Genomic DNA, 20,492 nt, shown 5'->3' with positions numbered 1-20,492 from the left:
GCCTTCGGCCGTCGCACGCTTCCGAACACGTGCTCCCCGCGCGTGTCGGGCGCCCAATCCACGGGTGTTGCCCCTCCGGGCCCCCGGCCGGTCCTCTTGTCACGGCCGGCTACAACTCACCGCTCGATAAGACAGTTCTCGACGTAATTCGATCAACAAGTGCTCACAATGTGCGACAAGTTGCGGCCCTTAGACGTAACAGAAGCGACGGAAACGACGATTTTAGCAACTGGGTGTAGCGCTGCCTGTACGAAGCGTTATTCTCCTCAGACGCATGACGGACCACCCCACCAGTCATCACGACGGGTGAAAGGTCCCGCACTGCTCGTGATGGAAGCTCTGCCTCTGGGAGTCCCGTGTACCCACACGTCGGGGTTGACGCCTCGGGCCTGGCTACGCTGCGCGCAGCGGTCCTCGACCACTTGCGCGGCCTTGTCCCCGCCGCGTACACCGTCCCCGCATATGCCACCCCCGGCCTCGCCGCCGGCGGTCCGGCAGCACCCTGCTACGCCCTGACCGACGGCCTGCAGAAGGGTCCCGCACGCAGCGCCGTCGACGAGGGGCGGCGGTCGGACGACGGACGGGCCGCGGGCAGAAGGGCGGGCCGGGGCAGCTCAGGCGCTCACGCCGCCACCCGCCGACCCACCGCCGACAGCGACAGCGCCCGCATGATGGACCTGGTCGAGCGCGCCCAGGCGGGCGAGGCCGAGGCCTTCGGCCGGCTCTACGACCAGTACAGCGACACCGTCTACCGCTACATCTACTACCGCGTCGGCGGAAAGGCCACGGCGGAGGACCTCACCAGCGAGACCTTCCTGCGCGCGCTGCGCCGCATTTCCACCTTCACCTGGCAGGGCCGGGACTTCGGCGCCTGGCTCGTCACGATCGCCCGCAATCTGGTCGCCGACCACTTCAAATCGAGCCGCTTCCGCCTGGAAGTGACCACCGGCGAGATGCTCGACGCCAACGAGGTCGAGCGCAGCCCGGAGGACTCGGTCCTGGAGTCCCTCTCCAACGCCGCGCTGCTCGAAGCCGTCCGCAAGCTCAACCCCCAGCAGCAGGAGTGCGTCACGCTCCGCTTCCTGCAAGGCCTGTCCGTCGCGGAGACGGCCAGGGCGATGGGCAAGAACGAGGGCGCGATCAAGACCCTTCAGTACCGGGCGGTCCGCACGCTCGCCCGACTGCTGCCCGACGACGCACGCTGAGCCGTTCCCCCCGCGACAGAGCCCCACAGTTCCCCCACGGCCCCCGTCCCCAACTGACAATCGGTGACGCCTCGATGACGCACTGGTCCGATCATCTTTCGCGCGTAACCCAAGTGCCGCGACGCTCGTTGTGCGGAATGCAGGCTCCCTCTGGACGCGCCATGCCCGCAGCCACTCACTCGTTCGTGTGGATGTGCTCAAGGTGTGCAACCCTCCAGACCCTCAGGGGAGTCGATCGTCATGACGAGAGGAGGTGCCGCCAGTGATCGCGAACGTTTCGGCGCACCGGCGGGCGAACGCCTTCGCCCAGGCCTTGGAAGACCAGGCGGCCGAACAGCCCGACGAATCGGTCGAGTCCGTCGAACCGCCCGAGCACGAACGGCTGTTGACCCTGGCCCACGGTCTCGGCGAACTGCCGAAGCCGCAGCTGGACCCCGAGGTCAAGGTGGTGCAGCGGGCACAGCTCGTGGCGGCGATGGAATCGCTGCTCCAGGAAGGCAGAGGGGGTGCGTCCACGGGCCCTACGGTGCCCGAGCAGCGGACCTCCGGCCGCGGCGCGCACCGGGCGTCCCCGCTCCGGAAACTGCGACCGCGTTCGCGCTGGTCCAAAGGGCTCGCCGCCGGCGGGCTGACCGTCGGTGTGGCGGCCGGAGCATTCGGCGGAGTGGCCGCTGCAAGTACCGACGCCCTCCCCGGTGACTCGCTGTACGGGCTGAAGCGCGGCATGGAGGACTTCAAGCTCGGCCTCGCGGACGGTGACTCCGACCGCGGTGAGCTCTACCTCGACCAGGCGTCGACCCGCCTGAGCGAGGCGCGCCGGCTGATGGAGCGGGACCGCGGCGGCGCACTTGACCACGAGTCCCTGGGCGAGGTCCGCCGCACGCTCAACGGCATGCGGCACGATGTCACCGAAGGCCACCGCCTGCTCAGCGCCGCATACGAGCGCGACGGGTCGCTCGCCCCGATGGCCGCGCTCAATTCCTTCTCCCGCTCGCACCGCGACACGTGGGACGGACTGCGCGACCGGCTGCCCGCCCAGCTGACCGACGTCGGCAACGACGTCGACTCCGCCTTCGACGCCATAGACCAACAGGTCGGCCCGCTCGAGTCGATGCTGCCCCGCACTCCCGAGAAGCAACGCGACTCCCAGGGCCCGGGCGCCTCACAGGACTCGGGACGCACCGCCGACCCGGACCGTACGGCATCGAGTTCGCCCGGCACCGACGGCGGGCACGGGAGCGGGGACACCAGTCCCAGTCCGTCCGGCTCCACTTCGGGTTCGCCGAACGACGGCCTGCTCGGGGGCAACACCGGAGGCCTCCTCGATCCGCCGAAGGGGCAGACGAGTCCCTCCCCGTCCGGCAAGGGCTCGGAGCCACCGCATCCGGAGATCACCATCCCGCCACTGCTGCCGGGCATCCTCCCGGGTCTCGGTCTCGAGGCCGAGGACGACGGCTGACGTCGGCGGCAGCACCACGCGCGGCTGAGGGGTGGGTCCAGGTCGGGACCCACCCCTCACCGGTGTCCATGGCGCTCCGGCAGCACCGGCACGGCCAGGCGCTGCCCGGGCGGTCTTCTCGGGCCCGGGCAGGACCTAGAAGAAGACCGATCGGCGCTGCACCAGCAGCTTGTAGAGCGTGTGCTGGATCTGCTCGCGCACCTGGTCCGTCAGGTTGAACATCAGCATCGGGTCCTCCGCCGCCTCCGGCGGGTACCCGTCCGTCGCGATCGGCTCCCCGAACTGGATCGTCCACTTCGTCGGCAGGGGCACCGCGCCCACCGGTCCGAGCCACGGGAACGTCGGAGTGATCGGGAAGTACGGGAAGCCCAGCAGCCGCGCCAGCGTCTTCGCGTTGCCGATCATCGGGTAGATCTCCTCCGCCCCGACGATCGAGCACGGCACGATCGGCACGCCCGCCCGCAGCGCCGTGGAGACGAAGCCGCCCCGGCCGAAACGCTGAAGCTTGTAGCGCTCGCTGAACGGCTTGCCGATGCCCTTGAAGCCCTCCGGCATCACACCGACGACCTCACCGCGCTGGAGCAGCCTTTCCGCGTCCTCCGTGCACGCCAAGGTGTGACCGGCCTTCCGGGCCAGTTCGTTGACCACCGGCAGCATGAACACCAGATCCGCGGCCAGCAGCCGCAGATGGCGGCCCGCGGGATGGTTGTCGTGCACGGCGACCTGGAGCATCAGCCCGTCCAGCGGCACGGTGCCCGAGTGGTTCGCCACCACCAGCGCCCCGCCCTTTGACGGGATGTTCTCGATGCCCTTGACCTCGACGCGGAAGTACTTCTGATACATCGGCCGCAGCATCGACATCAGGACCTGGTCGGTGAGCTCGGCGTCGTAGCCGAACTCGTCGACCTCGTAGTCGCCCGTGAGGCGGCGCCGCAGGAACGCCAGCCCGCCGGCGATCCTCCGGTCCCAGCCGCTGTCCGCCGGCCCCGGCGGCCGCCCGGCGGCCGTCACGGGGGTCTCGGCGGCCGTCCCGTCCTGCGGGGAGCCGCCGACGCCGCCTGCCTCACCCGGCATGCCGGAAGCCGCGGAGACGGCGCCACGGACCGGCTCGGCAGGGGCCGCCGGGCCGCTGTCGGGGCCCGTACCGCCCTCACCGGCCTGCGGGCCGGGCAGCGGACTCAGCGCGGCGTCCCGCATCGCCGCCGGTTCCGCCTTGCGCCGGCCGCCGGACGCGGAGCGCCGCCGTGCCGGGCGCTGCGCCGCGCCACCGCGCGACCGGTCGTCGTCGAACGGAATGACCTTGGCGTCCGCCATCGTCGGTTGCGCTCCTTATCCGGGCTGTCCGCTGCTGTGCGTCGTCTGGGTGACCGCTCGCCCGCCGGCCTCGACGGGCACCGCGTCGAGGACGCCGAGCGACAGAGCCTCCGCGACCCGGTCCACCGCCTCGGCGACCGCCTTCGGCGGCAGCAGCCCCGGGCCACGGCTGCGTGCGAAGTCCGCGAACGTCTCCGCGGTCGTGTACTTCGGCCGGAAGCCCAGTGTCTCGCGCATCTGAACGGTGCTCACCACCCGTCCGTGCGTGAGCAGCCGGATCTGCTCGGGCGAGAAGTCGGTGAAACCGACCGTCCGCAGCGCCGAGCCCACCCAGGTGACCGCGGGGAGCAGCAGCGGCATCGTCGGCCGCCCCAGCCGCCGCGAGCACTGCGACAGCGTCAGCACGCCGTCACCCGCGATGTTGAAGGTACCGCTGTTGAGCGTCCCGCGGCGGGGCTCGTGGAGGGCGATCCGCAGTACGTCGATCACGTCGTCCTCATGGACGAACTGGAGCCGGGGGTCGTAGCCGAAGACCGTCGGCATCACCGGCAGCGAGAAGAACTCGGCGAGAGGCGAGTCCGCGCACGGTCCGAGGATGTTGGCGAAGCGCAGCACGCACACCGCCACGTCGGGCCGGCGGCGGGCGAAGCCGCGTACGTATCCCTCGACCTCGACGGCGTCCTTGGCGAATCCACCGCTCGGCAGCGACTTGGGCGGGGTGGTCTCCGTGAAGACCGCCGGGTCTCGGGGGGCGGAGCCGTACACGCTCGTACTCGATTTGATCACCAGCCGCTTGACGGTCGGTGACTTCTGGCAGGCGCCGAGCAGCTGCATGGTGCCGATGACGTTGGTCTCCTTGACGGCCGTGCGGCCGCCGGCGCCCAGCGGCGTCCCGGTGACGTCCATATGGACCACCGTGTCCACGGCGTGCTCGGCGAGGACCCTCGCGATCGCGGGCCGGCGGATGTCGGCACGCACGAACTCGGCCCCGCCCAGATGGTGTCCGGGCCCCTCGGCGTCGACCCCGATCACCCGGTCCACCTCGGGATCCCGCTGGATCCGCCGCACCAGACGGCCGCCGAGCTGCCGGGCCACTCCGGTGACGAGCACGACCTTGCCCAAGATCAGCGCCTTCCCTAGCTCCTGGCGTCACCGTAGCGCGTCACCGTTGCGCTGTGATGACCGCACGACGGACTTTTGCCACGTCGTGTCCACCAGTGCTCCACCTTTGCTCCGTAAGGAGTCCGTCCCGGACCCGGAGAAGCACCTCGGCCCCCCCACCGGACTGGTGGAGGGGCCGAAGGACACGCTCAGCTGCCGCTTACTTCTTGTTGCGACGCTGAACGCGGGTGCGCTTGAGCAGCTTGCGGTGCTTCTTCTTGGCCATCCGCTTACGCCGCTTCTTGATAACAGAGCCCACGACTACCCTCGCTCACTTCTCTTCACTCGGTGCGGGGCGTCTGGGCCCACACGACCTACGTCGGCCTAGCCTACCTGCCGCCGAGTGAGGGACGTAATCCGAGGGCGGCCGTCCCTCCTCCGTTACGCGGATTCCACCCCCACGAAGGATTCGCGGAGATATTCGTGAACCGCTTGCTCCGGTACCCGGAAGGACCTCCCCACCCGAATCGCCGGCAGATGACCGCTGTGCACCAAGCGGTACACGGTCATCTTCGACACCCGCATCACCGAGGCGACTTCCGCCACGGTAAGGAACTTGACCTCGTTGAGAGGCCTCTCGCTGCCAGCATCCATGACCCACCTGTACCTTCCGCACCCGACGCGCACCGGCTTCCCCTCCGGTGACTCTTCGTCGCTGTGCGCTCACTGCCCAGACTAGGGGCGGGTGATGCGAGTGGGGAAGAGGAGCAGCGATCGGCCGCCTACTGTGACAGACACGCCCGATTGAGCACATAGCGCGCCAACGGCCGGTAGTAATCGGACCTTACGGCGTCGTCGAGCGGAACGGCGACGGAGACCTGCCCCTCCGCCTCACCGACGAACAGCGCCGGATCATCGGTGTCGGCCAGCCCGATGGCCTCGATACCCAGTTGACCTGCTCCGCATACCCAGCCGTGATCACCGACGACGAGGTCGGGCAGCCGCCGTCCGGCGTCCGCGGCCGCCCCCAGCGCGACCCTGACCGGCAGCGGGGAATGACTGTGGGCTCCCGCGCCGCCGGCGCCCGCCTCCCGGAGCCGAGCCACTCCCCGTACGTATTCGAGCCGGTACGTACGTACGCCGAACCGGGTCGTTATGTCGACACATCGCCCCTGCGCGGGTGTGAGTACGGAACACCCCGCCGCCGACAGCGCGTCTGCCAGATCGGCGTAGAAGCCGAGCAGCCGGTGCGGATGTCCGGTGCCGAACAGCACCGCCCCGCCCCGCGCGACCACCGCACCCAGCCGCTCCGCGAACGCGGCGAGCCTGCCGAGGGTCCGCTCCGGGTCGATGACGTCCGCCCCGGTCACCTGCTCGGGATCGGCCGAGACCCCGCACCTGTCCGCCATGAGGGCGATGAGGTCCCGCACGCTCCAGGCCCACCGGGGGTCCAGTCCGAGGGTGACCCGCGGATCGCGGGCGACGAACGCGCGGTAGCTCCGCAGACTCGTCTCGCGAGAGGTGGCGACATCACCGGCCAGCCGGGACGCCAGCAGATGCGCCCGCAACGCCTCGGTGCTCAACACCCTCCCGATGCTGACGCAGCAAGACACCCACCACGCGAAAACCCCGAACAACGCGCACAGTTGGCCTAACGTCCGTCAGGCACCCGGTCGACCGTCCTCAGGCCAGCAGTCCCCGCAGCGGGAAGACCGCCCGTCGCGTCGCCAGCACGGCCTGGTCCAGCCGGTCCGCGGGGTCGTAGCCCTCTTCCCAGCCGCGCCAGGTGACCGGCCACCGGCCGTCCGTCATCCGGGCCGGAGCCAGCTGCCGCGTCCGCGCGTACACCTCGTCCCGCCACGACGAGGGAATCACCGACTCGGGCTCGACCGGCTGGTGCGCCGCGATCCCCACCAGATGCGTCCACGACCGGGGGACCACGTCGACCACCGCGTAACCGCCGCCGCCGAGGGCGACCCACCGGCCGCCCTCCACATGCTCGTGCGCCAGGGCGTGGCACGCCTCCTGGACGGCGCGCTGCGCATCGAGCGACACCGCCAGGTGCGCCAGCGGGTCCTCGAAGTGTGTGTCCGCCCCGTGCTGTGTCACCAGGATCTGCGGCCGGAAGTCGGCCAGCAGTTCGGGCACGACCGCGTGGAAGGCCCGCAGCCAGCCCTGGTCCCCCGTGCCCGCAGGCAGCGCCACGTTGACCGCGGAGCCCTCCGCGGGACCGGCCCCGCCCGTCTCCTCCGGCCGGCCGGTCTGTGGGAACAGGGTCTGCGGGTGCTCGTGCAGCGACACCGTCAGGACCCGCGGGTCGTCCCAGAACGCCGCCTGCACGCCGTCCCCGTGATGGACGTCCACGTCGACGTAGGCCACGCGTTCCGCGCCGAGCTCGAGCAGCCGCGCGATGGCCAGCGACGCGTCGTTGTAGATGCAGAACCCGGAGGCGCTCCCCGGCATCGCGTGGTGCAGCCCGCCGGCGAAGTTGACCGCATGATCGGCCTCTCCGCGCCACACGGACTCCGCCGCGCCGACGGACTGCCCGGCGATCAGCGCCGACGCCTCGTGCATCCCCTCGAACGCCGGGTCGTCGACCGTGCCGAGCCCGTACGACTGGTCCGCGGCCTTCGGGTCGGCCGAAGCCGCCCGCACCGCGTCCACGTAGTCCTCCCGGTGCACGAGCCGCAGCGTCGACTCCCCGGCCGGCCTGGCTGCGACCACCCGCATCGCCCGGTCGAGCCCGTAGGCCCGCACCAGCCCCATGGTCAGTGCGAGCCGCACCGGATCCATCGGATGGCCGGAACCGAAGTCATACCCGGTTACCGCCTCGTCCCACATCAGCAATCCGCGGCCGCTCATGCCCGACACCGTATCGGGCGCTCCCGTCGCCGAACGATCCGGCGTACACCAGCGTCAACAACACGAGTGCCATCGGTACGAGCATCGCCCCGCGGTAGCTCCAGGCGTCCCCCAGCGCCCCGACCAAGGGCGACCCGATGAGGAAGCCGACATAGTTGAAGACGTTCAGCCGCGCCACGGCCGCGTCGCTCCGGCCCTCGAACAGCCGGCCCGCGGCCGCGAAGGTCTGCGGCACGATCACGCACAGGCCGAGCCCCAGCACCGTGAAGCCCGCCATGCCCGTCCACGCCCCCGGTGCGGCCGCCACCACGGCGAACCCGGCCGCCGCCAGCACCGCCCCGCACCGGACGACGGCCACGGCCCCGAAGCGCCGCACCCCGAGGTCCCCGACGGCCCGGCCCACCAGCGTCGTCACCATGTAGGCGTTGTACGGGACGGTGGCCAGCTCCTCCGAGCTGCCGAGGACGTCCTGCAGATATTTGGCGCTCCAGTTGGAGACGGTCGAGTCGCCGATGTACGCGAAGGTCATCACCAGCGCGAGCGGCAGCAGCATCCTGAACGCCACCCGGCCGCCGTCGCCGACCGCCCTGTCCTTGCCGCCGTCGCCGGTATCCGGGCGGCCCGGCGGGCGCTCCCCGCCGTAGTACCACCGGCTGCCCACCAGCGCCGCGGGCACCAGCACCACGACCACCGGGAAGTAGGAGACGACGAGCGCCAGGTCCCAGTGCGCGCCCGCCCAGGCGAGCGAGGCTCCGACGATCCCGCCGAGGCTGTACGCCGCATGGAAGCCGAGCATGATGCTGCGCCCGTACACCGCCTGGAGCCCTACGCCCAGCATGTTCATCGACGCGTCGAGCGCGCCCACCGACAGTCCGAACACCCCGAGTGCGACGGCCACGTGCCACATCTCGTCGCCCGCGGCCACACCGAGCAGCGCGAGCAGCACCACCGGCTGGGCCCAGCGCAGCACCGCACTCACGGGCGCCCGCCGCACGATCCGCTCGGTCAGCACGCTGCCCACCCCGGCAAGGACGGGCACCGCCGCGAGGAACAACGGCAGCAGGGCGTCGGATATCCCGTACCGCTCCTGGATGGCGGGTATTCGGGTCACGAGGAGAGCGAACGCGACACCCTGCGAGAAGAAGCTGAACGCGAGGGAGGTGCGCCCGTGGCGCAACCGCGGTTCTGTCATGGCCGCACAGCGTAGGCCCGGTCCCTACCGGGTGGTAGACGCGTCACACGGGCAGCGTCGTACGAGCCGCTTCACCGCGAACGGCGCCGCCGACCTGCCGGCGTCGTCCGGGCAGCGTTCACGCGAGCAGTGCGGGCAGCTCCGCCATGGTGGCGAAGTGTCCGTCGGCGCCCGCCAGTTCGGCCGCAGGGGTCATGGCCGTGAATCCGTACACGTCCATCCCGGCCGCGAGCGCCGCCTGCACGCCGAGACGGCTGTCCTCGACGACCACGCACCGCTCGGGCGCCACACCCATCCGCTCGGCGGCATGGAGGAACAGGTCGGGTGCGGGCTTGCCCCTGCCGACGTCCTGCGCGCTGAAGACGGTCCCTTCCCTGAACCACCGGTCGAGTCCGGTCGTGCGGTGCCCGATCCGGATGCGCTCATGACTGCCGGACGACGCGACGCAGTAGGGGACGGCATCGGCGCGGAGCTTCTCGAGCACTTCGGTCACCCCGTCGACAGCCGCCAACTCCCCTTCGAACGCGGCGAAGACGCGGGCATGGAACGTGTCGTCGAAGTCCGCCGGCAGGTCCTGCCCGGTCCGCTCCCGGACGACGTCGTGCACCCGGTGCATCGCGGCGCCCATGTAGTCCCGCAGGGACTCCTCGTACGTGGTGGGGTGTCCCAGCTCGGTGAGATAGGCGGCCAGGAGGGTGTTGGACAGGGGCTCGCTGTCGACGAGCACTCCGTCGTTGTCGAAGATGACGAGGTCATAGCGCATGCGGCCGACCTTAATCGACCCTGAACGCAGGAAAGCCCCGCACCAGAGGTGCGGGGCTTTCCCACAATGATTGTTCGGCGGCGTCCTACTCTCCCACAGGGTCCCCCCTGCAGTACCATCGGCGCTGAAAGGCTTAGCTTCCGGGTTCGGAATGTAACCGGGCGTTTCCCTAACGCAATGACCACCGAAACACTATGAAGTTGGAACTCAAGCCGACAAGGCGAGTTCGTTACTTCAGAACTAACACAGTGGACGCGAGCAACTGAGGACAAGCCCTCGGCCTATTAGTACCGGTCAACTCCACCCCTTACAGGGCTTCCATATCCGGCCTATCAACCCAGTCGTCTACTGGGAGCCTTACCCTCTCAAGGAGGTGGGAGTCCTCATCTCGAAGCAGGCTTCCCGCTTAGATGCTTTCAGCGGTTATCCTTTCCGAACGTAGCCAACCAGCCATGCCCTTGGCAGGACAACTGGCACACCAGAGGTTCGTCCGTCCCGGTCCTCTCGTACTAGGGACAGCCCTTCTCAAGACTCCTACGCGCACAGCGGATAGGGACCGAACTGTCTCACGACGTTCTAAACCCAGCTCGCGTACCGCTTTAATGGGCGAACAGCCCAACCCTTGGGACCGACTCCAGCCCCAGGATGCGACGAGCCGACATCGAGGTGCCAAACCATCCCGTCGATATGGACTCTTGGGGAAGATCAGCCTGTTATCCCCGGGGTACCTTTTATCCGTTGAGCGACGGCGCTTCCACAAGCCACCGCCGGATCACTAGTCCCGACTTTCGTCCCTGCTCGACCCGTCGGTCTCACAGTCAAGCTCCCTTGTGCACTTACACTCAACACCTGATTGCCAACCAGGCTGAGGGAACCTTTGGGCGCCTCCGTTACCCTTTGGGAGGCAACCGCCCCAGTTAAACTACCCATCAGACACTGTCCCTGATCCGGATCACGGACCCAGGTTAGACATCCAGCACGACCAGAGTGGTATTTCAACGACGACTCCACCTGAACTGGCGTCCAAGCTTCACAGTCTCCCACCTATCCTACACAAGCCGAACCGAACACCAATATCAAACTGTAGTAAAGGTCCCGGGGTCTTTCCGTCCTGCTGCGCGAAACGAGCATCTTTACTCGTAGTGCAATTTCACCGGGCCTATGGTTGAGACAGTCGAGAAGTCGTTACGCCATTCGTGCAGGTCGGAACTTACCCGACAAGGAATTTCGCTACCTTAGGATGGTTATAGTTACCACCGCCGTTTACTGGCGCTTAAGTTCTCAGCTTCGCCACCCCGAAGAGTGACTAACCGGTCCCCTTAACGTTCCAGCACCGGGCAGGCGTCAGTCCGTATACATCGCCTTACGGCTTCGCACGGACCTGTGTTTTTAGTAAACAGTCGCTTCTCGCTGGTCTCTGCGGCCACCCCCAGCTCACCGAGTAAATCGGATCACCAGTGATGGCCCCCCTTCTCCCGAAGTTACGGGGGCATTTTGCCGAGTTCCTTAACCATAGTTCACCCGAACGCCTCGGTATTCTCTACCTGACCACCTGAGTCGGTTTAGGGTACGGGCCGCCATGAAACTCGCTAGAGGCTTTTCTCGACAGCATAGGATCATCCACTTCACCACAATCGGCTCGGCATCAGGTCTCAGACTATGTGTGAGGCGGATTTGCCTACCCCACGTCCTACACCCTTACCCCGGGACAACCACCGCCCGGGCTGGACTACCTTCCTGCGTCACCCCATCGCTTACCTACTACAAGTCTGGTTCGTCGGCTCCACCACTCCGACCTCGTCCGAAGACTCAGCCGGCGGCTTCACGGACTTAGCATCGCCTGATTCGATATTGGGCGTTTCAAAGCGGGTACCGGAATATCAACCGGTTGTCCATCGACTACGCCTGTCGGCCTCGCCTTAGGTCCCGACTTACCCTGGGCAGATCAGCTTGACCCAGGAACCCTTAGTCAATCGGCGCACACGTTTCTCACGTGTGTATCGCTACTCATGCCTGCATTCTCACTCGTGAACCGTCCACAACTCGCTTCCGCGGCTGCTTCACCCGGCACACGACGCTCCCCTACCCATCCCAGCGGGCGTTGGCCCTCATGCTGGAATGACACGACTTCGGCGGTACGCTTGAGCCCCGCTACATTGTCGGCGCGGAATCACTTGACCAGTGAGCTATTACGCACTCTTTCAAGGGTGGCTGCTTCTAAGCCAACCTCCTGGTTGTCTCTGCGACTCCACATCCTTTCCCACTTAGCGTACGCTTAGGGGCCTTAGTCGATGCTCTGGGCTGTTTCCCTCTCGACCATGGAGCTTATCCCCCACAGTCTCACTGCCGCGCTCTCACTTACCGGCATTCGGAGTTTGGCTAAGGTCAGTAACCCGGTAGGGCCCATCGCCTATCCAGTGCTCTACCTCCGGCAAGAAACACACGACGCTGCACCTAAATGCATTTCGGGGAGAACCAGCTATCACGGAGTTTGATTGGCCTTTCACCCCTAACCACAGGTCATCCCCCAGGTTTTCAACCCTGGTGGGTTCGGTCCTCCACGAAGTCTTACCTCCGCTTCAACCTGCCCATGGCTAGATCACTCCGCTTCGGGTCTAGAGCGTGCAACTCGATCGCCCTGTTCGGACTCGCTTTCGCTACGGCTTCCCCACACGGGTTAACCTCGCTACACACCGCTAACTCGCAGGCTCATTCTTCAAAAGGCACGCAGTCACGACTGCATGTGCAAGCACATACAGCGACGCTCCCACGGCTTGTAGGCACACGGTTTCAGGTACTATTTCACTCCGCTCCCGCGGTACTTTTCACCATTCCCTCACGGTACTATCCGCTATCGGTCACCAGGGAATATTTAGGCTTAGCGGGTGGTCCCGCCAGATTCACACGGGATTTCTCGGGCCCCGTGCTACTTGGGTGTCTCTCAAACGAGCCGCATGAATTTCAGCTACGGGGGTCTTACCCTCTACGCCGGACCTTTCGCATGTCCTTCGCCTATTCATACGGTTTCTGACTCGTCTCATTGCCGGCAGACAATGAAAGAGAGATCCCACAACCCCGTATGCGCAACCCCTGCCGGGTATCACACGCATACGGTTTGGCCTCATCCGGTTTCGCTCGCCACTACTCCCGGAATCACGGTTGTTTTCTCTTCCTGAGGGTACTGAGATGTTTCACTTCCCCTCGTTCCCTCCACACTGCCTATGTGTTCAGCAGCGGGTGACAGCCCATGACGACTGCCGGGTTTCCCCATTCGGAAACCCCCGGATCAAAGCCTGGTTGACGGCTCCCCGGGGACTATCGTGGCCTCCCACGTCCTTCATCGGTTCCTGGTGCCAAGGCATCCACCGTGCGCCCTTAAAAACTTGGCCACAGATGCTCGCGTCCACTGTGTAGTTCTCAAGCAACGACCAGCCACCCATCACCCCACCCTTTTCAAGGTGAGTTCACTGGGGCCGGCATCCCGAAGGACGAGCAACGCTCGCACCCTCAGACACCCAACAGTGTGCCCGGAACAGTCCCGGATGGTGATCACGTTCCACGCCGAAGCAGTACTGGTGAATTCATCCATCAACTGTGCCGAATAATCAACGTTCCACCCATGAGCAACCGTGCGAGTCATTCGCTCGCAGTCGGCCATGTGCTCCTTAGAAAGGAGGTGATCCAGCCGCACCTTCCGGTACGGCTACCTTGTTACGACTTCGTCCCAATCGCCAGTCCCACCTTCGACAGCTCCCTCCCACAAGGGGTTGGGCCACCGGCTTCGGGTGTTACCGACTTTCGTGACGTGACGGGCGGTGTGTACAAGGCCCGGGAACGTATTCACCGCAGCAATGCTGATCTGCGATTACTAGCAACTCCGACTTCATGGGGTCGAGTTGCAGACCCCAATCCGAACTGAGACCGGCTTTTTGAGATTCGCTCCGCCTCACGGCTTCGCAGCTCTTTGTACCGGCCATTGTAGCACGTGTGCAGCCCAAGACATAAGGGGCATGATGACTTGACGTCGTCCCCACCTTCCTCCGAGTTGACCCCGGCAGTCTCCTGTGAGTCCCCATCACCCCGAAGGGCATGCTGGCAACACAGAACAAGGGTTGCGCTCGTTGCGGGACTTAACCCAACATCTCACGACACGAGCTGACGACAGCCATGCACCACCTGTATACCGACCACAAGGGGGGCACCATCTCTGATGCTTTCCGGTATATGTCAAGCCTTGGTAAGGTTCTTCGCGTTGCGTCGAATTAAGCCACATGCTCCGCTGCTTGTGCGGGCCCCCGTCAATTCCTTTGAGTTTTAGCCTTGCGGCCGTACTCCCCAGGCGGGGAACTTAATGCGTTAGCTGCGGCACCGACGACGTGGAATGTCGCCAACACCTAGTTCCCAACGTTTACGGCGTGGACTACCAGGGTATCTAATCCTGTTCGCTCCCCACGCTTTCGCTCCTCAGCGTCAGTAATGGCCCAGAGATCCGCCTTCGCCACCGGTGTTCCTCCTGATATCTGCGCATTTCACCGCTACACCAGGAATTCCGATCTCCCCTACCACACTCTAGCCTGCCCGTATCGAATGCAGACCCGGGGTTAAGCCCCGGGCTTTCACATCCGACGCGACAAGCCGCCTACGAGCTCTTTACGCCCAATAATTCCGGACAACGCTTGCGCCCTACGTATTACCGCGGCTGCTGGCACGTAGTTAGCCGGCGCTTCTTCTGCAGGTACCGTCACTTTCGCTTCTTCCCTGCTGAAAGAGGTTTACAACCCGAAGGCCGTCATCCCTCACGCGGCGTCGCTGCATCAGGCTTTCGCCCATTGTGCAATATTCCCCACTGCTGCCTCCCGTAGGAGTCTGGGCCGTGTCTCAGTCCCAGTGTGGCCGGTCGCCCTCTCAGGCCGGCTACCCGTCGTCGCCTTGGTAGGCCATCACCCCACCAACAAGCTGATAGGCCGCGGGCTCATCCTTCACCGCCGGAGCTTTCAACCGCAGACCATGCGATCCGCAGTGTTATCCGGTATTAGACCCCGTTTCCAGGGCTTGTCCCAGAGTGAAGGGCAGATTGCCCACGTGTTACTCACCCGTTCGCCACTAATCCCCTCCCGAAGGAGGTTCATCGTTCGACTTGCATGTGTTAAGCACGCCGCCAGCGTTCGTCCTGAGCCAGGATCAAACTCTCCATGAATGTTTACCCGTGATCGGGTGCACATCCGAAGAGCGGAACAACCGGTCGGAATAAGACCGGTCGTTCACAGCGTCCTCGCTGTGATTGCCACCCCGCAAGCGGGATGGACTTTTTCAAAGGAACCTCGACCATCCGAAGATGGACGGGGTATCAACATATCTGGCGTTGATTTTTGGCACACTGTTGAGTTCTCAAGGAACGGACGCTTCCTTTGTACTCACCCTCTTCGGGCTTTCCTCCGGGCGCTTCCCTTCGGTCTTGCGTTTCCGACTCTATCAGATCTTTCCGATCCGATTTCCTCGGTGTGCTTTCCGGCCTTCCGGCGGTTCCGACTCTATCAGACTCTTTCGGGCCTGATTCCCGGTCAGCGGGAGTTGCCTTCCCGGCTGTTGGGCCGTTCCGACGAGTGAGACTTTAGCGGAATCCCCCGCCCCGAAGCTAATCGGGGCCGGCGTCCTTTCGAACGTGGATTCTTCATTTCGCAAAGGCGCACGAAAGACAGACGACACAGAATGCCGTTCATCGAAGTGGGTCTTACGGAATGGCTGTCCGGGGCCGACCGGGGTCGGTGCTCACGTCGGACAACTCGGAGAACACTACGGATGCCGGTACCTGATGTCAACCCGCCCCCTGGCGGCCCCTGGCGGCGTACTGTTGGGCCCATGACATCGCGCATGTGCCTCCACCAGTGGTGGGCCGCCTGACGGCGGCCGGCGCCTTCGCATGCACCCACGGCCGCCGCCTCGGCGGCCGTTCGCGTATCTCCCTCCGGGAGCCCGGCCGCTGAGCGCGGCGGCTTCGATCAGGAGACGGAGAACGGGATGAAGCGGATCTTCAGCGGGATCAAGCCGACAGGGCATCTGACCCTCGGAAACTACCTGGGCGCGATGCGCAGGTGGGTCGAGGTGGACCAGCACCAGGCCGAAGCGCTGTTCAGCGTGGTCGACCTGCACGCGCTCACGGTCGAGCACGACCCGGCGCGGGTGCGCAGACTCAGTCGCCAGGCCGCGACTCTGATGCTGGCGGCCGGCCTGAACCCTGATCTGTGCACCGTCTTCGTGCAGAGCCACGTGGACGAGCACGCTCGGCTGTCGTACCTCCTCGAGTGCACGGCCACCGACGGCGAGCTGCGGCGCATGATCCAGTACAAGGAGAAGAGCGTCCGGGCACACGCGGCCGGGCAGAGCGTGCGGCTGTCGCTGCTCACCTATCCGGCGCTGATGGCGGCGGACATCCTGGCCTACCAGGCGGACGACGTGCCGGTGGGTGACGACCAGACGCAGCATGTGGAGCTGACCCGCGACCTGGCGGTGCGGTTCAACCAGCGCTACGGGCACACCTTCACCGTCCCCCGGGCCACGGCCCCGCCGGTCGCGGCCCGGGTCATGGACCTTCAGGACCCCATGTCGAAGATGGGGAAGTCGCACGACTCCGGGGCTGGGATCGTCTACCTGCTGGACGAGGCCGACGTGGTGCGCAAGAAGATCATGCGGGCTGTCACGGACAGCGGGCATGACGTCGAGTACGACCCCGGCACCCGGCCCGGCGTCGCGAATCTGCTCGAGATCCTCTCGGCCTGCTCCGGCGAGAGCCCCAGGGAGCTGGCCGGTGCGTATCAGTCGTACGGGGCCTTGAAGAAGGACACGGCCGAGGCGGTACTCGAGGTGCTGAGGCCGATCAGGGAGCGGCACGCCGAGCTCGCGGCCGATCCGGGACACGTCGACGAGGTGCTGAGGAAGGGAGCGGAACGGGCCAGGGGCATGGCCCGTCCGACGGTGGACGCCGCCTACCGGGCGATCGGACTGCTGCCGGCTGCATGACGGACGCGGAACACGGAGAACCGCGGCGGGCCGGTCAGCCGTTGCCGGAGGCCAGTTCGCGGCTGCGGTCGCGGGCGGCCTCGAGAGCGGCGATCAGGGCCGCGCGTACGCCGTGGTTCTCCAGTTCGCGGATGGCGCTGATGGTGGTGCCCGCCGGCGAGGTGACCGCTTCCCGCAGTTTCACCGGGTGCTCGCCGCTGTCCCTGAGCATCACGGCCGCGCCGATGGCGGCCTGGACGATCAGATCGTGGGCCTGGGCGCGCGGAAGGCCGAGCAGGATTCCCGCGTCCGTCATGGCCTCGACGAGGAAGTAGAAGTACGCCGGACCCGAGCCGGAGAGGGCCGTCGCCGCGTCCTGCTGCGACTCGGGGACGCGCAGCGTCTTGCCCACACCGCCGAAGATCTCCTCGGCATGGGCGACGTGGTCGCCCGTGGCATGGCTGCCGGCGGAGATCACGGACATGCCCTCGTCCACGAGCACAGGGGTGTTGGGCATGACCCGGACCACGGGTGTGCCCGCGGCCAGGCGCTCCTCGATGAAGGACGTGGTGATACCGGCCGCCGCACTGATGACGAGTCGGTCCGCGGTGATGTGCGGGCCGAGCTCGTCGAGGAGCTTGCCCATGTCCTGCGGCTTGACGGCGAGGATCAGGGTGTCGGCACGCTTGGCGGCTTCCGCGTTGGTGACGGGCTCGACGCCGTACCGGGTGCGCAGTTCGTCGGCGCGGTCGGTGCGACGGGTGGTGACCAGCAGGTCCGCGGGGCGCCAGCCCGCACGGATCATGCCGCTGAGCAGCGCTTCACCGATCTTGCCCGTACCGAGGACTGCGACTGTCTGGGTCATGGCTGAAGTTCACCTCGCCGGTGGGGATACGTGCGCACATCCTGTCACCGGAGGCGGGCTCGTGCCGTGGTCGTCCGAGTGTCGGTACGGGCGCTGCCCGTGGTGGCGGTGGTCAGGCGGTGCGGCGGCGCAGGGTGGCGGCGCCGAGGGCGAGGACGACCAGCGCGCAGAGTGCGACGACCAGGACGTCCCGCACGAAGTCGCCGGTGACGTCGGGATGGCGCAGGACCTCGCTCATGGCGTCGACGGCGTAGGACATGGGGAGCACGTCGGAAATTGCTTCGAGGACGGGCTGCATCGTGTCGCGGGGTGCGAACAGGCCGCACAGCAGCAGCTGGGGGAAGATCACGGCCGGCATGAACTGGACCGCCTGGAACTCGGAGGCGGCGAAGGCGGAGACGAACAGTCCGAGCGCCGTGCCCAGCAACGCGTCGAGCAGCGCGACGAGGAGCAGCAGCCAGGGCGAGCCGACGACGTCGAGGCCGAGGACCCAGAGGGCGAGTCCGGTGGCGAGCAGTGACTGGATCACTGCGACGAGACCGAAGGCGAGTGCGTAGCCGGCGATGAGGTCGGCCTTGCCGAGCGGCATGGCGAGGAGTCGTTCCAGGGTGCCGGAGGTGCGTTCGCGCAGGGTGGCGATGGAGGTCACCAGGAACATGGTGATCAGCGGGAAGATGCCGAGCAGCGAGGCGCCGATGGAGTCGAAGGTACCGGGGCTGCCGTCGAAGACGAATCGGAGCAGGAAGAGCATCAGGCACGGCACGAGCAGCATCAGGGCGATGGAGCGGGGGTCGTGGCGGAGCTGCCGCAGGACCCGTGCGGAGGTCGCGAGGGTGCGGGACACGGAGGGCGCGAGGGCCGGCCGCGGAAGGGTGGCGGGATTCGGGCGGGAGCTCATCGGCGGCTCTCCTGAAGGGCCTCGGCCTCGTCCACGAGGTGGAGGAAGGCCTGTTCGACGGTTTCCGAGCGGGTGCGGACGCGCAGGTCGTCCGGGGCGTCCTCGGCGAGGATCTCCCCTTCGCGCATGAGGAGGAGGCGGTGACAGCGTTCGGCCTCGTCCATCACGTGGGAGGAGACGAGGATTGTCGCTCCGCGTTCGCCGGCGAGGCGGTGGAAGAGGTCCCACAGGTCGCGGCGGAGGACGGGGTCGAGGCCGACGGTGGGCTCGTCGAGGACGAGCACCTCAGGGGTGCCCAGCAGGGCGACCGCGAGCGAGACCCGGCTGCGCTGGCCGCCGGAGAGCCGTCCGGCGAGCGAGTCGGCGTGCGAGGCGAGATCGACGTCCTCGACGGCTCGCGTGACGTACTCGCGGCGGGCGTCGCGGTTGCGGCGGCCCGGGAGGAGGATGGAGGCGAAGTAGTCGAGGTTCTGCCGGACGGTGAGGTCGTCGTAGACGGACGGGGCCTGGGTGACGTAGCCGATGCGGGAGCGGAGCTCGGCGGCGCCGGCGGGTCGGCCGAGGATCTCGAGGGTGCCGCCGACCTTGGCCTGGGTGCCGACGACCGCGCGCATCAGCGTCGACTTCCCGCAGCCGGAAGGCCCGAGGAGCCCGGTGATGCGGCCGGACAGGACCGAGAAATCGAGGCCGCGCAGGACGGTGCGGTCTCCTCGCAGCACGGTGAGGCCGCGGGCGACGACGGCGACGCCAGATGAATTCATCATGTGATGAATAATGCTCCGGCCGATACGGGCCGTCAAGCACGAACGCCCGGCCGCACCCCTGTAGGGGCATGACCGGGCGTTCGTGTGACTGTCGCGTCAGCGGCGCTTGGGGCGGCCCTTCGTCCCGCGGGCGGCCGGGTTGCCCGAGCGGGTGCCGCGGCGCTTCTCGTACTGCCTGAGCGCCGACTCGTACTCGGCGCGGCGCAGCTTTTCGCCCGGCGCCTCAATGAGGCAACGCAGGGCGTACGCGATGAGCGAGCCGATGAAGCCGATCGTCTTGAGGCTGCGCAGCGAGTCCTCCGACGGCGAGCCGTCGGGCCGGCGGGAGAAGCTCTCCCAGGTCTTGCGGAACGCTATGGCGCTGCACACCGCGAACATCACGACGACGAGGACGTTCACGAAGCTGCCGACCTCGGCGATGGCCAGCCCTTGATAGGCGAAGCGCAGGAGCAGGGCGGCCGCGAAGGCCGTGATCAGCGAGCCGGCGGCGACAGCGGCCCGGCGCAGCCCGTACCCCCCGTCGTGGCCGACCCATGTCGTGCCGAAGAAACGGATGGGCTCGGGCTCCGGGCCGCCGCCGCTCGCCGTCGGGTTCTCGCTCTGCTCGCTCACGGGGTCGATTATCCCCGTACGCGGGCGGAGGGTCAGGCGCAGCGCCGGGCGACGTAACCGTCGCTGCCGGTCTGCACGTACGCGTCCGCGACGAACTCGCCGTTGGCGATGTTGTCCCAGATGTTGCTCGTGCCGTAGGTGCCGGTGACGGTCTCGCCGGCCTTCTGGCAGTTGATCGGGACGGTGGCGCCGTACGGCAGGATCCTGACCAGCCGGTAGTCGGTCCCCGGCCCGCTGCGCACATTGAGACGCACGCCGGGGGCGACCGGGTAGCGCTTGACCGTCATGGTGCCGACCGATTCGGCCTCGGTCGCGTCCGCCTCGGCGGCCGCGTTCCCGGCCGCTGTGTTCTGAGCCTCTTCAAGAGCCATCGGACTTCCCCCCGTTGACATGGACGATTGGAGTTGCGCCGCGCGCAGGCTAGCAAGCCATGGCTGGATCGCAAGCATCATCGACTAGGC

General features: G+C 66.9%; 16 protein-coding genes and 3 rRNA genes. 3 read left to right on the top strand and 16 right to left on the bottom strand.

Features of this window, described 5'->3' with window-relative positions:
- The first annotated feature begins 356 nt into the window (after window positions 1-356).
- Window positions 357-1,205: an ECF subfamily RNA polymerase sigma factor, BldN family gene (locus MDN94_RS10080; protein WP_482725524.1), complete on the top strand. Its 849-nt coding sequence runs from the start codon at window positions 357-359 to the stop codon at window positions 1,203-1,205.
- A 262-nt stretch (window positions 1,206-1,467) separates the two neighbouring features.
- Complete coding sequence (locus MDN94_RS10075; protein ID WP_482725523.1) at window positions 1,468-2,664, top strand: DUF5667 domain-containing protein; 1,197 nt, start codon at window positions 1,468-1,470, stop codon at window positions 2,662-2,664.
- 135 nt (window positions 2,665-2,799) lie between these two features.
- Here the strand turns inward: MDN94_RS10075 and MDN94_RS10070 are convergent, their stop codons facing one another.
- The 11 genes from MDN94_RS10070 to MDN94_RS10020 form a co-directional block, all read right to left on the bottom strand.
- Window positions 2,800-3,978: a lysophospholipid acyltransferase family protein gene (locus MDN94_RS10070; protein ID WP_482725522.1), complete on the bottom strand. Its 1,179-nt coding sequence runs from the start codon at window positions 3,976-3,978 to the stop codon at window positions 2,800-2,802.
- A 15-nt stretch (window positions 3,979-3,993) separates the two neighbouring features.
- Window positions 3,994-5,100 carry an NAD-dependent epimerase/dehydratase family protein gene (locus tag MDN94_RS10065; RefSeq protein WP_482725521.1) on the bottom strand — a complete coding sequence of 369 codons (1,107 nt, stop codon included), beginning with the start codon at window positions 5,098-5,100 and terminating at the stop codon, window positions 3,994-3,996.
- Between the two features lie 199 nt (window positions 5,101-5,299).
- Window positions 5,300-5,398 carry a 30S ribosomal protein bS22 gene (locus tag MDN94_RS10060; protein WP_003948845.1) on the bottom strand — a complete coding sequence of 33 codons (99 nt, stop codon included), beginning with the start codon at window positions 5,396-5,398 and terminating at the stop codon, window positions 5,300-5,302.
- A 122-nt stretch (window positions 5,399-5,520) separates the two neighbouring features.
- Window positions 5,521-5,733 (bottom strand): helix-turn-helix domain-containing protein, encoded by a 213-nt coding sequence (locus tag MDN94_RS10055; protein ID WP_482725520.1) that lies wholly within the window; start codon window positions 5,731-5,733, stop codon window positions 5,521-5,523.
- Window positions 5,734-5,861: 128 nt separating this feature from the next.
- On the bottom strand, window positions 5,862-6,665 hold the full coding sequence (locus MDN94_RS10050) for a phosphatase (protein ID WP_482725519.1): 804 nt from the start codon (window positions 6,663-6,665) through the stop codon (window positions 5,862-5,864).
- Window positions 6,666-6,762: 97 nt separating this feature from the next.
- Entirely contained in the window at window positions 6,763-7,941 is a 1,179-nt protein-coding gene (locus MDN94_RS10045; protein ID WP_482725518.1) for an acetoin utilization protein AcuC, read from the bottom strand.
- Complete coding sequence (locus MDN94_RS10040; protein WP_482725517.1) at window positions 7,892-9,133, bottom strand: MFS transporter; 1,242 nt, start codon at window positions 9,131-9,133, stop codon at window positions 7,892-7,894. Before MDN94_RS10040 ends, MDN94_RS10045 begins: the two co-directional genes overlap by 50 nt.
- Before the next feature lie 118 nt (window positions 9,134-9,251).
- The gene (locus tag MDN94_RS10035; RefSeq protein WP_482725516.1) at window positions 9,252-9,896 is read right to left on the bottom strand and encodes an HAD family hydrolase; all 645 of its coding nucleotides are present in this window, start codon (window positions 9,894-9,896) and stop codon (window positions 9,252-9,254) included.
- Between the two features lie 72 nt (window positions 9,897-9,968).
- Window positions 9,969-10,085 (bottom strand): 5S ribosomal RNA (gene rrf, locus MDN94_RS10030).
- 75 nt (window positions 10,086-10,160) lie between these two features.
- A 23S ribosomal RNA gene (locus MDN94_RS10025) occupies window positions 10,161-13,285 on the bottom strand.
- Between the two features lie 280 nt (window positions 13,286-13,565).
- A 16S ribosomal RNA gene (locus MDN94_RS10020) occupies window positions 13,566-15,093 on the bottom strand.
- Together the 16S, 23S and 5S rRNA genes form the textbook arrangement of a ribosomal RNA operon.
- An 821-nt stretch (window positions 15,094-15,914) precedes the next feature.
- Here MDN94_RS10020 and trpS point away from each other — a divergent pair.
- Window positions 15,915-16,913, top strand: a complete 999-nt coding sequence (trpS, locus tag MDN94_RS10015) for a tryptophan--tRNA ligase (protein ID WP_482725515.1) — start codon at window positions 15,915-15,917, stop codon at window positions 16,911-16,913.
- Between the two features lie 34 nt (window positions 16,914-16,947).
- On the opposite strand, the gene proC is transcribed toward trpS, so the two are convergent.
- From proC to MDN94_RS09990, 5 genes are all read right to left on the bottom strand, one after another.
- Window positions 16,948-17,757, bottom strand: a complete 810-nt coding sequence (gene proC, locus MDN94_RS10010) for a pyrroline-5-carboxylate reductase (RefSeq protein ID WP_482725514.1) — start codon at window positions 17,755-17,757, stop codon at window positions 16,948-16,950.
- 112 nt (window positions 17,758-17,869) lie between these two features.
- Window positions 17,870-18,655 (bottom strand): ABC transporter permease, encoded by a 786-nt coding sequence (locus MDN94_RS10005; RefSeq protein ID WP_482725513.1) that lies wholly within the window; start codon window positions 18,653-18,655, stop codon window positions 17,870-17,872.
- Window positions 18,652-19,419: an ABC transporter ATP-binding protein gene (locus tag MDN94_RS10000; protein WP_482725512.1), complete on the bottom strand. Its 768-nt coding sequence runs from the start codon at window positions 19,417-19,419 to the stop codon at window positions 18,652-18,654. The genes MDN94_RS10005 and MDN94_RS10000 overlap by 4 nt, the downstream gene beginning before the upstream one ends.
- Window positions 19,420-19,515: 96 nt before the next feature.
- Window positions 19,516-20,031: a hypothetical protein gene (locus MDN94_RS09995; protein WP_482725511.1), complete on the bottom strand. Its 516-nt coding sequence runs from the start codon at window positions 20,029-20,031 to the stop codon at window positions 19,516-19,518.
- Window positions 20,032-20,063: 32 nt separating this feature from the next.
- Entirely contained in the window at window positions 20,064-20,402 is a 339-nt protein-coding gene (locus MDN94_RS09990; protein ID WP_482725510.1) for a peptidase, read from the bottom strand.
- Between the last annotated feature and the right edge of the window lie 90 nt (window positions 20,403-20,492).

This window comes from Streptomyces sp. WAC00040, assembly GCF_056835925.1.
This window is presented reverse-complemented; position numbering and strand designations above follow the sequence as displayed.

What these genes read in the sequence shown, in the direction of transcription:
- MDN94_RS10070 (WP_482725522.1), bottom strand. Translation starts at nt 3,978, where the DNA reads ATGGCGGACGCCAAGGTCATTCCGTTCGACGACGACCGGTCGCGCGGT.
- proC (WP_482725514.1), bottom strand. Translation starts at nt 17,757, where the DNA reads ATGACCCAGACAGTCGCAGTCCTCGGTACGGGCAAGATCGGTGAAGCG.
- MDN94_RS10040 (WP_482725517.1), bottom strand. Translation starts at nt 9,133, where the DNA reads ATGACAGAACCGCGGTTGCGCCACGGGCGCACCTCCCTCGCGTTCAGC.
- MDN94_RS09990 (WP_482725510.1), bottom strand. Translation starts at nt 20,402, where the DNA reads ATGGCTCTTGAAGAGGCTCAGAACACAGCGGCCGGGAACGCGGCCGCC.
- trpS (WP_482725515.1), top strand. Translation starts at nt 15,915, where the DNA reads ATGAAGCGGATCTTCAGCGGGATCAAGCCGACAGGGCATCTGACCCTC.
- MDN94_RS10045 (WP_482725518.1), bottom strand. Translation starts at nt 7,941, where the DNA reads ATGAGCGGCCGCGGATTGCTGATGTGGGACGAGGCGGTAACCGGGTAT.
- MDN94_RS10000 (WP_482725512.1), bottom strand. Translation starts at nt 19,419, where the DNA reads ATGATGAATTCATCTGGCGTCGCCGTCGTCGCCCGCGGCCTCACCGTG.
- MDN94_RS10005 (WP_482725513.1), bottom strand. Translation starts at nt 18,655, where the DNA reads ATGAGCTCCCGCCCGAATCCCGCCACCCTTCCGCGGCCGGCCCTCGCG.
- MDN94_RS10035 (WP_482725516.1), bottom strand. Translation starts at nt 9,896, where the DNA reads ATGCGCTATGACCTCGTCATCTTCGACAACGACGGAGTGCTCGTCGAC.
- MDN94_RS10055 (WP_482725520.1), bottom strand. Translation starts at nt 5,733, where the DNA reads ATGGATGCTGGCAGCGAGAGGCCTCTCAACGAGGTCAAGTTCCTTACC.